10 protein-coding genes are annotated in these 12,116 nt (G+C 70.1%); 7 read left to right on the top strand and 3 right to left on the bottom strand.

Annotated elements, in window-relative coordinates; genetic code table 11:
• Window positions 1-141 precede the first annotated feature (141 nt).
• A complete protein-coding gene (locus Q8Q77_RS17155) occupies window positions 142-1,098 on the bottom strand; it encodes an SPOR domain-containing protein (RefSeq protein WP_305584891.1) in 957 nt (318 codons plus the stop codon).
• A 592-nt stretch (window positions 1,099-1,690) separates the two neighbouring features.
• Between Q8Q77_RS17155 and Q8Q77_RS17150 the strand changes: the two genes are divergently transcribed.
• The 7 genes from Q8Q77_RS17150 to Q8Q77_RS17120 all read left to right on the top strand — a co-directional run bounded on the left by Q8Q77_RS17150 (window position 1,691) and on the right by Q8Q77_RS17120 (window position 8,753).
• On the top strand, window positions 1,691-3,778 hold the full coding sequence (locus Q8Q77_RS17150) for a response regulator (RefSeq protein ID WP_305584889.1): 2,088 nt from the start codon (window positions 1,691-1,693) through the stop codon (window positions 3,776-3,778).
• 97 nt (window positions 3,779-3,875) lie between these two features.
• Window positions 3,876-4,883, top strand: a complete 1,008-nt coding sequence (locus Q8Q77_RS17145; protein ID WP_305584886.1) for an ABC transporter substrate-binding protein — start codon at window positions 3,876-3,878, stop codon at window positions 4,881-4,883.
• Window positions 4,883-5,251, top strand: coding sequence for an endonuclease domain-containing protein (locus Q8Q77_RS17140; RefSeq protein ID WP_305584884.1), 369 nt, complete (start codon window positions 4,883-4,885; stop codon window positions 5,249-5,251). Before Q8Q77_RS17145 ends, Q8Q77_RS17140 begins: the two co-directional genes overlap by 1 nt.
• 163 nt (window positions 5,252-5,414) lie before the next feature.
• Window positions 5,415-6,164, top strand: a complete 750-nt coding sequence (locus Q8Q77_RS17135) for an ABC transporter ATP-binding protein (RefSeq protein WP_305584882.1) — start codon at window positions 5,415-5,417, stop codon at window positions 6,162-6,164.
• Entirely contained in the window at window positions 6,161-6,919 is a 759-nt protein-coding gene (locus Q8Q77_RS17130; protein WP_305584880.1) for an ABC transporter permease, read from the top strand. Before Q8Q77_RS17135 ends, Q8Q77_RS17130 begins: the two co-directional genes overlap by 4 nt.
• Window positions 6,920-6,970: 51 nt before the next feature.
• Entirely contained in the window at window positions 6,971-7,645 is a 675-nt protein-coding gene (locus tag Q8Q77_RS17125) for a hypothetical protein (RefSeq protein WP_305584878.1), read from the top strand.
• Between the two features lie 13 nt (window positions 7,646-7,658).
• Entirely contained in the window at window positions 7,659-8,753 is a 1,095-nt protein-coding gene (locus Q8Q77_RS17120) for a DUF2336 domain-containing protein (RefSeq protein WP_305584876.1), read from the top strand.
• 35 nt (window positions 8,754-8,788) lie between these two features.
• Here Q8Q77_RS17120 and Q8Q77_RS17115 read toward each other — a convergent pair whose 3' ends face one another.
• Window positions 8,789-10,162 (bottom strand): hypothetical protein, encoded by a 1,374-nt coding sequence (locus tag Q8Q77_RS17115; RefSeq protein WP_305584874.1) that lies wholly within the window; start codon window positions 10,160-10,162, stop codon window positions 8,789-8,791.
• 230 nt (window positions 10,163-10,392) lie between these two features.
• The gene (locus Q8Q77_RS17110) at window positions 10,393-11,991 is read right to left on the bottom strand and encodes a peptide chain release factor 3 (protein WP_305584872.1); all 1,599 of its coding nucleotides are present in this window, start codon (window positions 11,989-11,991) and stop codon (window positions 10,393-10,395) included.
• Window positions 11,992-12,116 lie beyond the last annotated feature (125 nt).

The following is a 12,116-nucleotide window of genomic DNA, read 5'->3' as shown; positions in this document are numbered from 1 at the left end:
GCCCTGCTGCGCAAAGCCGCCGAACGCACCGTCGAGGCCACCTGGCGGCGCATCGGCGATCTGCTCGGCCAATTCAGCCCAGCAGAATGCGCCAACTACCTCGTCAACTCAGGATACGCTCCAAGCTGAAACGGTCAGGCTCTAGCGCACGAAGCAGACGCCACCGTAGGAAACCACGACCTCGCAGAACAGCTTGGCGTCGGCGCGGCTGGCGAAACCGGTGACCAGGGCGCGATAGAAGGTCCGGCCGTCGACCTTCGCCTCCTGCACAGTCTTACCCAGAGGCGCGGGGAGCCGGCCGATCTTCTCCAGGGCATCCTGCGCCTGGCGCACGGTGCTAACCGCCACGATCTGCGCCACGACACCGCCGGGCGGTGGTGCGGTCGCCGGACGAAGAACCGGCGGCGGCGGCGAGACCGGCAGCGGCTGGCTCGGAGGCGCCAGGGGCAGGCGCGGCCGGCGCGCGATCCCGGTGGCGATGGTCTCGGAGTCGGCCCGGACGAGAACGGGCTCTGGTTCCGGCTCGGGCGCCGGTTCGTGGACGGGCGGGGCCGGCGCGGCGACCGGCGTGACCTTCACGGCCTTCGGCGGCGGGGACGCGGGCCGGGCCGACGGCTCGGGCGACGGCGTCGAAGGCCCGGGCGCGTTGTTGCAGATCGAGGCGATCACATCGGACAGGAAGGCTCCCGGCGAGGGCTGGATCCAGCCACCCGGCGTCTGGCGCAGGATCGGTTCGCCCTTACCGTTCGCCTCGGGAAAGATGGTCATCCGCAGGACCAAGTCGCGGCGGCGGCCGCAGTCGACGTTCACGCTCATGCGCATGGAGCGGTAGCCGAGGTTGCGGGCGGCCTCGGAATTGACCGCTTCGCCGCGCAGCGCGACGCCCTCGAACAGCACCCCGCCCTTGGTCGACCCGCGGCTGGTGATCGCCACCACCAGGTCGCGCTTGACCGAGACGACCTGCGCGCGCGGCAGGCCGCTGGCGTCCACCGCCCTGCGCTCGGCCGCGGTCAGGGCCCCGTCATGGTCCTGGGCGGCGGCGCCCCCCGCCAGAACGAGGGCGACCGCCGACGCGGCGCCCAGACCCTGAAGCCTCATTCATGCCCCCGCGAAACGCCGCGGACCTTTCAACCCACACGCTGTCATCCGGTCGTCGCACAGTTCGCCGCGAGGCTCCAGACCGTCGGCGTCAAAAGCCCGCCCCCGGGATCGCCGGAGCAATCCTGTGGATCATTTTTCGTTTTGAATTGTCAGGAGAATTTTGTCGAAATCCACGACCTGTCCACAGGTCGTCCACCGATTTCGGCAGCCTCGCCCACACCGCGGCGAGTTGGGACGCTTGCCTCATACCGGGTGTGGTGGGAACGTCAAGGGGCCGAGAGGGACCGCGGCGCGGCGGACCGGGAACCCGGACCGTCAAGCGAGTGGAAGGTTCTCTGAGGACTGGGACCGGGGCGACCCGGAGACAGGCCCTCCATGAGGACACCGGTTGCGACGGAAACCTGCGGGGAAGCCCGTGTTCGAAGTCGCCGACCGACCTTGGAGGCGCAGATCCCCCAACGGATCTGGATGAGAGGGCGATGCCGCGGGCGACCGGGGCGTCGCCCTCTTGCTATGCGCCATGCGACAAACTGCCTTTCGCCCCGCATCCTTAAGGCTTTGGTCGCCATGTGGCGCGAAAATCCCCGCCATGACGTGGTCGACACCCATAGCCTCGTGGTCGGCGAGGTCGCGCTGGCTGACGCTGAGCGCGGGCCTGATCCTGGCCTTCGCCGCCAGCGTGGTGTTCGGCCTCAACCTGACGCGCGGCTCGGCCGGCGTGGCCACCATCTGGCTGGCCAGCGGGATCATGACCGCCGCGATGCTGCTGCTGCCCCGGCGCTGGGCCGTCGGCGTCACCGCGGTCTGCTTCGGCTTCCAGGTCCTCTGCAACTTGCCGATCAACTCGCTCGCCCTCAGCTTCGTCTTTCCCCTGCTCTGCCTCGTGGAGGCGGTGGCCACCGCATGGCTCGCCCGCAAGGCCTGCGGCCAGACCATGCGGCTGACCAGCCTCAAGCGGGTGGCGCGGCTGATCCTCTTGGCGGTCGCCCCCGCCACGGCGGCGGTGTCGATCCTCGCCGCCGACGTGCTCACCCTGTTCGGACGCAGCTTCAACGACGTGCTGAGCGCCTGGTTCTACGCCCACGCCCTAGGCATGACGATCGTGCTGCCGGCCACCCTGATGGTCGCCCGCGACGACCTCAGCGCCGACTTCCGCCGCTCGGTCGTGGAGCAACTCGGGCTCTACGGGCTGATCGCTGTCGCCAGCGTGGTGGCCTTCCTGCCCTACCGCTTCCCCATGCCGCTGCTGATGTTCCCGTTCCTGACCCTGATGGCGGTCCGGCTGGGGCCGCGCGGCGCGGCGCTCTCGGCCCTGATCCTCGCCACCATCTGCTCGGGCCTGATGCTCGCCGACTTCCGCCCGATCACCGGCGCCACCTGGTCGCTGCTGGAGAAGACCCGCAGCCTGCAGTTCCTGATCGCCGTGGCCTTCTTCACCAGCCTCGCCATGGCGCTCGCCATCGCCGACCAGCAGCGCCTGAAGCGTCTGTGGGCCGGCCGCACCCGCGTGGCGCGCGGGGCCCAGGGCCGCGCGGTCGCCGCCGGCCAGGCCAAGACCGAATTCCTGGCCACCATGAGCCACGAGATCCGCACGCCGATGAACTCCATCGTCGGCTTCACCGAGGTGCTGCTGCGCCGCGACGATCTGCCGGAGCCAGCTCGCCGCCAGCTCAGCCTGATCGAACGAGCCAGCGCCTCGCTGCTGACGGTGGTCAACGACGTGCTCGATTTCTCCAAGATGGAGGCCGGCGGAGTCGAGCTGTCCTTCCGCCCCGTCACGCCGCGCGCCATCGCGCAGGACTCGCTGGCCATCGTCGCCGAGGCGGCGCGCCGAAAGGGCCTGGACCTGCAGCTCGGCTTCATCGGGCCGGTCGAGCGGCCGCGGATGATCGACGATCTGCGTGTACGCCAGGTGCTGCTGAACCTGCTCTCCAACGCCATCAAGTTCACCGAGGTCGGCAAGGTCCGCCTGGACGTCCAGGTGCGCGAGACCGACGACGCCAGCGCCCTGCGCTTCACCGTCACCGACACCGGGGTCGGCGTGCCGTCCGACAAGGTCGAGCGGCTGTTCAAGCGCTTCAGCCAGGTCGACTCTTCCGTCAGCCGCGCCCATGGCGGCACCGGCCTGGGCCTGGCGATCTGCAAGGGCCTGACCGAACTGATGGGCGGCCGGATCGGCGTCGAGAGCGGTTCGAGGCCAGGCTCGGTCTTCTGGTTCGAGATCCCCGCTCCGGTGGCCGAGGTCGCCGCGCCGTCGGCGGTCGCCGCCCCGGCCGCCGAGGGCCTGGGCGCGCGCGTCCTGCTGGTCGACGATCACCCCATGAACCGCGAGTTGGGCGCCACGGTGCTGGGCCTGCTGGGCTGCGAGGTGGTGCTGGCCGAGAACGGCGAAGAGGCCGTCGAGGCGGCCCGCGCCGAGCGCTGCGACCTGATCCTGATGGACGTGCACATGCCGCGCATGGACGGCCTGGAGGCCACCCGGCAGATCCGCGCGCTGGGCGGCCCCTGCGCCACGGTGCCGATCATCGCCATGAGCGCCGATGTCATGCCCGAGATGGAGATCGCCTGCCTCAAGGCCGGGATGAACGACGCGGTCGGCAAGCCGATCCAGATCCAGGCCCTGCACGCCGTCATCGCCAAGTGGCTCGAACACGCCGCGGCCGAGGCCGCCGCCTAAAACCCCAACCCCAAAAACCTCAACAGGGCGCCGCGCGGGCCTTGGAAGCGCCCGCGGCGCCGACTAGGCTCGCGCCCGGTCCAGTTGGGGGATTTCCATGACGTTCCTGCGTTTCGCCGCCATTGCGCTTGCCGTCTTGGTCTGCGCCTGTTCGCCGGCCAAGCAGGAGCCGGCCGCCGCCGGCGCCACCACCATCCGGTTCGCCACCGACTGGCGGGCCCAGGCCGAGCACGGCGGCTTCTACCAGGCCCTGGCCTCTGGCGAATATGCCAGACGCGGCCTGAATGTGCAGATCGTTCAAGGTGGTCCAGGCGTGAACGTGCCTCAGCTCCTGGCGTCGGGAGCCGTCGAGGCCGGCATGGGCTCCAACAGCTTCATCGTGATGAACCTCGCCCAGGAGGGCGTGCCGGTGAAGGCCGTGGCCGCGGTGATGCAGAAGGACCCGCAGGTGCTGATCGCCCACCCCAGACAGGGGATCGAGAAGATCGCCGACCTGAAGGGCCATCCGATCCTGCTGTCGGACGCTTCGGTGAGCGCGTTCTGGGTATGGCTGAAGGCCAAGTACGGCTTCACCGACGACCAGGTGCGCAAATACACCTTCAATTCCGCGCCGTTCCTGGCCGACAGGCGCGTGGCCCAGCAGGGCTATGTCACCAGCGAGCCCTACACCCTGGAGAAGACCGCCGGCATCAAGCCCAAGGTCTTCCTGTTGGCCGATGAGGGCTACCCCGGCTACGCCACCATGATCCTGGTTCCCGACAGCCTGATCGCTAAGAACCCGGCGGCGGTGAAGGCCTTCGTGGAGGCCACCGCCCAGGGCTGGAAGGACTATCTGCACGGTGACGCCAGCGCCGCCGACGCCCTGATCCGCAAGGATAATCCCGAGATGACCCAGGACATCCTCGACCAAGCCCGCGAGAAGCTGAAATCCTACGGGATCGTCGAGTCCGGCGACGCCCTGACCGGCGGGATCGGCGTCATGACCGACGCCCGCTGGGCGCAGTTCTTCGAGATCGCCTCGCAGCAGGGCGTCTATCCCAAGACTCTCGACTACAAGCGCGCCTACACCCTGCAGTTCGCGGTCACGGCGGCGAAGCAGCGGTGATGCGATCTTCAGTTCTGACGCTGATAAGAGCGAAGGTCCTTCGTAGAACCATGACAGAGCCGGAGGTGATGCTCTGGTCGCGCCTGCGGCGCCGGGGCCCGGACGCCCCGGTCTTTCGTCGCCAACACCCGATGGGGGCCTACATTCTCGATTTCTTCTGCCCTAGCGCCAAGCTTGCCGTGGAAATCGACGGCCACCGACACGGCGAGGACGCTCAGCGGGCTCACGACGAGCACCGTGACCGGTGGCTGGTTTCACTAGGAATCACCGTCCACCGGATCACAGCTTCCTGGGTCTATGAGGATGTGAAGGAGGTCGCCGACGCCTTGCGCAACCTCGCCACCCAACTTTCTGGGCGACGATCGTGACCCTCATCGCCCTTTTTCCTCCCCCATTGATGGGGGAGGGGGACCGCCCGAAGGATGGTGGTGGGGGCGAGACTGGGCACGGCGCGTGGGGCCGCCCCCTCCACCACGCTGGCGCGCGGTCCCCCTCCCCCGTTCGCTATCGCTCTCGGGGGAGGAAAAGGTCATGACCGCCGTCGCTGCGCTTGCCGGAGTCGAGGTCGAGTATGGCGCGCGGGGTCGGGCCCTGGGGCCGGTCGACCTGAGCGTCGAGGCCGGCGAGATCCTGGCCCTGGTCGGGCCGTCGGGCTGCGGCAAGTCCACCGCCCTGCGGCTGCTGGCTGGGCTGGAGGCGCCCACGCGCGGAACTGTCCAGCGCGCCGCCGGCCGCGGGGAGACCGCGGTGGTTTTCCAGGCGCCAACCCTGGCGCCCTGGCTGAGCGCCCAGGCCAATGTCGCCCTGCCCCTGGAACTGGCCGGCGCGCCGCGCGAGCAGGCCCGCGCCAGGGCCGCCGCCGCCCTCGCCCGGGTGGGCCTGGCAGGCGCGGAGCTGGCCCGGCCCGCAACGCTCTCGGGCGGCATGGCCATGCGGGCCTCGCTGGCCCGCGCCCTGGTCACCGAGCCCCGGCTGCTGCTGCTGGACGAACCCTTCGCGGCGCTGGACGAGATCACCCGGCGCGCGCTCGCCGACGACGTGCTGGCGCTATGGGCGGCCTCTCGACCGGCCATCGTGTTCGTGACCCACAATGTCGAGGAGGCCGTCTACATGGCCGATCGGGTGGTGGTTCTGACCCGCGGGCCTGGCAGGGTCGCCGGCGTCGCCCAGGTCGAGGGGCTCCTGCCCCGCCCCGCCGGGTTCCGCACCACCGAGGGCTTCCGCGCGGCGGTCGAGGCGGTCACCGCCCTGCTCACCCGTGGCGCGGAGATGGCCGCGTGATCCGCGCCCTGGCCCCGCTGATCCTGATCGCCGCCCTGCTGGCCGCCTGGGAGGCCGCCGTGCGGACGCTGGGCGTGCCGGCCTATTTCCTGCCCGCCCCGTCGGCCGTCGGCGCCGCCCTCGTCCAGCACCTGCCGGCGCTGGCGGCCGCGGCCTGGATCACCCTCTCCACCGCGATCATGGCCCTGGTCATCGCCAGCCTGGCGGCCATGGCGGTGGCGGTCCTGGTGGGGCTTAGCCCGCTGCTGGAAGCCGCTGTCCGCCCTCTGGCCTCGGTGCTGCAGGTGACGCCAGTGGTCGCCATCGCGCCCCTGGTGCTGATCTGGGCGGGCATCGACCATCCCGAGCGGGCGATCATCGCCCTGGCGGTGCTGGTGGCCTTCTTCCCGATCTTCTCCGGCGCGGTCACCGGTCTACACGCCGCCGACCGCGATCTGGAGCGGCTGTTCGATCTCTACGGCGCCAGTCGGTGGAGCCGGGTCATGCGGCTGCGGCTGCCGTCGGCGGTGCCCTTCCTGCTGGAGGGGCACAAGGTGGGCGCCGGGCTGGCCATCATCGGCGCGGTGGTGGCCGAGTTCAGCGCGGGATCGGGCGGGGTGCGCGGACTGGCCTGGCAGATCCTCGACGCCGGCAACAAGCTGCAGACCGCCAGGATGATCGCGGCCCTGGTCGTTCTGGGCCTGATGGGCGTAGCGTTCCACGCCCTGCTCGACCGCGTCGAGCGCGCCGGCCTGACATGGTGGCGAGGGCGTTAGGCTTAGCTGTTAGTCGGGGGTTAAGCGGCTTCGGGTTAACCGTGGCGCACCATGCGTCTGGGCCTCATCATCGCCGCGCTCGCTAGCGCATTCCCAGCCGCCGCACAGACGGCGGGCGACCGTTATGGGGATCGCTCGCCCACGGCGGCCACCGCCGCCATCGCCCAGACCTATCAAGGCCCGACGCTGTCCTGGTCGCGCAAGGCCCAGCCCGCGCCGCCGGTCCAGGCCGATCCGCGCGCGCCGCAGCGTCCGGAACCCCTGGCTCTGGCCACCCAGTTCCGCGCCGGTGGGCTGCCGCCCGCCCCCTCCATTCGCCGCGGCCCTGAGCCGCAGCCCTATCAGGCCTTTCAGCCGCAGGTTCCGATTCCGCTGCAATGGAGCGCGCCCAAGGCCAATCTGCCCGGCACGCTCTATGATGCGGTGACCCCATCCGCGCCGGCGCAGCAGATCGCCGCGGTCGCGCCCGCCGCGCAGCCGCCGCGGGTCCAACTCGCCGCGGCCTCGCCGGCCCTGCTGGGCGGACCGCCGGTCGCGACGTCGCGTTCCACCGGCGGCGCGACCCGCCTCTATTCGGTCCATCGCGGCTACGGGCTGGAGCCCGACGCGATCCCCAAACAGCCGGGGGGCGATCGCTACGTCCTGATCGGCCCGCCGGACAGCGGCGTCCAAGCCCCGTCCAATCCCGAAGACGACGATCCGGACAGCCGTCCGGGCGCCTTCTGAAGAAGACCGCTCCATGACGCGCACCAAGCTTCACGATCTGATCGAGATGGCCCAGGAACCGTCCAGCGAGCGGCGGCGCGAGCTGCTCCGCGGCGTGACGGACCTGTTCTTCACCAGCGAGGACCTCAAGGGCGGCCCCCAGATGGCGCTGTTCGACGACGTCATGAGCCAGCTTGCCGGCGAGATGGAGGAAGCCGTCCGCGCCGAGCTCGCCCACCGCATGGCCGGCGCCGAGACGCCGCCGCAGGGCCTGATCCGCGACCTCGCCCGCGACGCCTCGATCGAGGTGGCCCGGCCGGTGCTGGAAGGTTCCAGCGCCCTGACCGAGGACGACCTGCTGTCGGTGGCCCGCACGCGTGGCCAGGACCATCTGCGCGCCATCTCCCAGCGTCCGCTGGTCTCGGAGGCCCTTTCGGAAGCCATTGTCGAGCGGGGCGACGACGAGACGGTCGGCGTGCTGCTGGCCAACGAAGGCGCCCTGATGTCGCGCGAGGTCCAGGAGATCGTGGTCGATCGCGCCGTCGAGAACCCGGCCCTCCATGCCGCCGTCGTCACCCGCAAGAGCCTGCCGGTCGACCTGCTCAACGAGATGTATTTCGTGGTCGAGGCCAAGTTGCGCAGCGAGATCCTCGCCCGCAACGCCGAGGTCGACCCCGCCGATCTGGACGCCGCCCTGGCCGTGGGCCGCAAGCAGCTCGCCGAGCGCGACGGCGCCCTGCCCCAGGACTATGCGGAAGCCGAGAAGCAGGTTCGCATCCTGCGCCTGCGCGGGGCGATCACCCCCCAGGTGCTGGCCGGCTTCCTGCGCCAGCGCGAGACCAGCAAGTTCCTCGTGGCTCTCTCCGAACTGGCCGAGATCGATTTCCACACCGCCCGTCGGATCCTCGAGCGCCGCGAGCTCGACGCGCTCTCCATCGTCTGCAAGGCCGCCGGCTTCGAGCGGTCCCTGTACCTGACCTTCGCCGTGCTGATCCTCGACCGGGACTCCAACGCCATGGGCCGGGCCCGCGAATATGGCGAACTATACGAGAGTCTGCCCCGCGAAGCCGCTCAGCGGACCATCCGCTTCTGGCGCCTGCGCCGCCAGACCCGAGACGTCGCCGCCTAGGGCTTGGCCGGTGGCTGGTCGGGAAGCCTAACGACCTACCGAGACGCGTTCGCCGATCCGCCGGTCAGCCGCGCTAGGCCGTCGGCGGCGACGATGCTGAGCGAGCGCAGGCCCAGCTCCCCGAACACGTCCAGGGCGGCGTTGAGCGCCATCGCGGCGGCGGCCCTTTCGCCGCGGTCCTGGCCTGTGATGTCCAGCCGCGCCTCGTAGATGCGGGCCAGATTGACCTGGATCAGGGCCCAGGCCGCCGGGTCGCGCTTGGCGGCGATGTTGCTGAGCTCGATCTTGAAGGCGGACTCCGCGGCGTCCAGCACAGTCAGGTCGCCCGAGAGTTCCGCCGAGCGCGCCAGGCAGAGCGCGCGGTTGGAGGCGCCGAAGGCCCGCAGGGACAGGCCCGGCGCCTTCTTCAGAACATGGGCGGCGCGATCGTAGCAGGTGACCGCCTGCTCATAGGCCCGTTCCGAGGCGCCGGCCTCGCCCAGCGCCTGCAGGCCCTGGGCGAGCGCGGTCTGCACGCGGGCCCAGTCCAGGGGGCTGTGGTCGCGCGACAGCTCGCTCAGCACGTCGGCGAGCGCGCCCACCGCCTCGGCCAGGGTCTCGACCTCGCCGGTGATCTCGCCCAGCAGGGCCAGGGCCTGGCCGCGCAGGGCCGCGGCGCGGACCCAGCTCAGCGGCTCATAGGCCGGATCCAGCCCGTCGGTCGCCTTGGCCGCCACGTCGCGGGCCGCGGCCAGCAGGTCGGCGTCCCTGAGGCGCGCGCCCCAGCCCATCAGCATGTCGGCCTGGACCAGGCGCGCTTCCACCGCCAGCAGGCGCGCGGCGCGGCAACGGCGGGTCAGGGCCTCAAGTCCAGCGATGGGAACCGTGAAACGGGCTGCGGCGATGCGGGCGGCCTGGGCGTCGCCCATGCCCATGCGCTCGCGCGCCTCGATGGCGGCGATGCCGATGTCGGCCAACGGCAGGGCCAGACCCCCGCGGGCGGCGGCGCGGGCTTCGCGGAAAGCCACGTCGGCCGCGGCGTTCAGGCCCTCGTCGCTGAACAGCTCGGCGCCCAGCATGGCGCAGAAGGCCTGCTCGCAGCGGGCGCGCGCCCAGCCGTCGGGACGGCGGTCGCGGCCGAAGGCCTCGGCGGCGGCTTCGGCGGTGGCGGCGGCCTTGCGCAGGGCGGCGGCGTCGCCGGATCGGCGGGCGACCTCGCGCCAGACGATGGCGCTCTCCAGACGGCGCTGCGCCTTATCCTTGGCGCCTACCCGGCCGGCGGCGATGTCGGCGGCCCTGCCCTCCTGAGTGATCAGCCGCAGGTCGAGGAGTTCGAGGAGCGAGGAGTCACCGCCCGTCAGGCCGTCATGGGGAGGCCTCATGCCTTCCTGACCGAACAGACGCTTCAGCTCACGACCGAACTCGAACATGGTCAGGCTCCGACAACCCTTCGACGTCTCAACACGGGACGTCCACGGAGGGTTCAGACCTGACGGAGCAAAGCCGGAGCCGAGTTCGTAAACAAGTGGTTAATGCGGTTGATATGGTTAATGAAATCTAAACTTGTTGTGTAGTCGCATTAACCAAATCTGGCCCGGAACTTGCGTACCGGCGCCTCGACTCCCTACGCTGGAGGAGGCGTTGGTCCGCCCGCCGTTGGCTAAGCCCGCTCCCGGGCCCGCTCGAACCTGACCTTCGGGAAGCGCTCGGCCACATATCCCATCTCCCAGGCCGACTTGGCCAGGAACACCGGCTGGGCGTCGATATCGGTCGCCATGGCCATCTTGTGCTTGCTCGCGAAGTCTTCCAGGTCGGCCTTCTCGCCGACCAGCCAGCGGGCCTCGGCGTAGGGCGCGGACTCGAACAGCACCTCCAGCTGGTATTCGTTGGCCAGGCGGTCGGCCATGACCTCGAGCTGAAGCTGGCCCACCGCGCCCACGATGAAGTCGGCCCCGATGTTGGGCCGGAAAAGCTGAGTCACCCCCTCCTCGGCCAGGCCCTGCAGGGCCTTGGTCAGGTGCTTGGCCTTCAGCGGGTCCTTGACCCGCACGCGCTGCAGGATTTCCGGGGCGAAGTTGGGCAGGCCCGCGAAGCGCAGGGTCCCGGTCTCCGACAGGCTGTCGCCCACCCGCAGGACCCCGTGGTTGGGGATCCCGATCACGTCGCCGGCGAAGGCTTCTTCCGCCAATTCGCGATCTGAGGCGAAGAACATGATCGGCGCATTGACCGAAAGCTGGCGGCCGGTGTTCTGCACCTTGAGCTTCATGCCGCGCTGGAACTTGCCCGAGCACAGCCGCAGGAAAGCAATCCGGTCGCGGTGGTTGGGATCCATATTGGCCTGGACCTTGAAGACGAAACCGGTGACCTCGTCGTCGCCCGGGACGACGTGGGTGGGCTCGGCCGCCTTCACCGCCGCCACGGCCTTGGGCGGCGGGGCGTAGGCGCCCAGGCCCGCCAGCAACTGGCCGATGCCGAAGTGGCGCAGGGCCGAGCCGAAGAACACCGGTGTCATGTGGCCTTCCAGGAAGGCCTGGGGATCGAAGGGCTTCGACGCCTCCCGGATGAGCATGGCGTTCTCTTCCAGCTCCGCCTGCTCGTCGGGGTCGAGATAGCTGCCCATGGCGTTGCCGTGGAAGGCGATCGCGGGCGGGTGGCCCTCGTCCTTGTCGGACCCCTTCTTGGCGAAGGGCAGGAACTTGTCGTGGCGCAGGTCCAGCATGCCCTTGAACCGCCCGCCGGACCCGGCCGGCCAGTAGAGAGGCGCCGGGTCGAGCGCCAGCTTCGAGGCGATCTCGTCCAACAGCTCGATGGGGTCCTGAGCCTCGCGGTCCATCTTGTTGATGAAGGTGACGATGGGGATGTCGCGCAGGCGGCAGACCTCGAACAGCTTGAGCGTCTGCGGCTCGATGCCCTTGGCGGCGTCCAGCACCATGACCGCGGCGTCGGCGGCCGTGAGCGTGCGGTAGGTGTCCTCCGAGAAGTCCTCGTGGCCCGGAGTGTCGAGCAGGTTGAACATCAGGCCGTCGTGATCGAAGGTCATCACCGAGGCCGAGACGGAGATGCCCCGCTCGCGCTCGATCTTCATCCAGTCGGACCGGGTCCGCCGGTTCTCGCCGCGGGCGCGCACCGCCCCGGCCGCGCGGATCGCGCCGCCGGCCAGCAGCAGGTTCTCGGTCAAGGTCGTCTTGCCGGCGTCAGGGTGGGAGATGATGGCGAAGGTGCGCCGGCGGGCGGCCTCGGCGGCGGGAGAGTGGCTCATGGGCGGGCGATAGCGCGTGCTGCGCCGACGCGCAAACCCTAGAGGAAAATCCGATCTGATTGGATCGGATTTTGCTCAAGCCTCTTTGAATTTAGACCATTTTCTTCGCCGAACCGGTGGCCACT

The organism is Phenylobacterium sp. (assembly GCF_030698145.1).
Taxonomy (GTDB): Bacteria; Pseudomonadota; Alphaproteobacteria; order Caulobacterales; family Caulobacteraceae; genus Phenylobacterium.
Note: the sequence above shows the minus strand (reverse complement) of the source record. Positions and strands in the feature narration are given on the sequence as shown.

Coding starts and splice junctions, on each gene's coding strand:
- Q8Q77_RS17155 (WP_305584891.1), bottom strand. CDS start 1,098: ATGAGGCTTCAGGGTCTGGGCGCCGCGTCGGCGGTCGCCCTCGTTCTG.
- Q8Q77_RS17150 (WP_305584889.1), top strand. CDS start 1,691: ATGACGTGGTCGACACCCATAGCCTCGTGGTCGGCGAGGTCGCGCTGG.
- Q8Q77_RS17145 (WP_305584886.1), top strand. CDS start 3,876: ATGACGTTCCTGCGTTTCGCCGCCATTGCGCTTGCCGTCTTGGTCTGC.
- Q8Q77_RS17140 (WP_305584884.1), top strand. CDS start 4,883: ATGCGATCTTCAGTTCTGACGCTGATAAGAGCGAAGGTCCTTCGTAGA.
- Q8Q77_RS17135 (WP_305584882.1), top strand. CDS start 5,415: ATGACCGCCGTCGCTGCGCTTGCCGGAGTCGAGGTCGAGTATGGCGCG.
- Q8Q77_RS17125 (WP_305584878.1), top strand. CDS start 6,971: ATGCGTCTGGGCCTCATCATCGCCGCGCTCGCTAGCGCATTCCCAGCC.
- Q8Q77_RS17120 (WP_305584876.1), top strand. CDS start 7,659: ATGACGCGCACCAAGCTTCACGATCTGATCGAGATGGCCCAGGAACCG.
- Q8Q77_RS17115 (WP_305584874.1), bottom strand. CDS start 10,162: ATGTTCGAGTTCGGTCGTGAGCTGAAGCGTCTGTTCGGTCAGGAAGGC.
- Q8Q77_RS17110 (WP_305584872.1), bottom strand. CDS start 11,991: ATGAGCCACTCTCCCGCCGCCGAGGCCGCCCGCCGGCGCACCTTCGCC.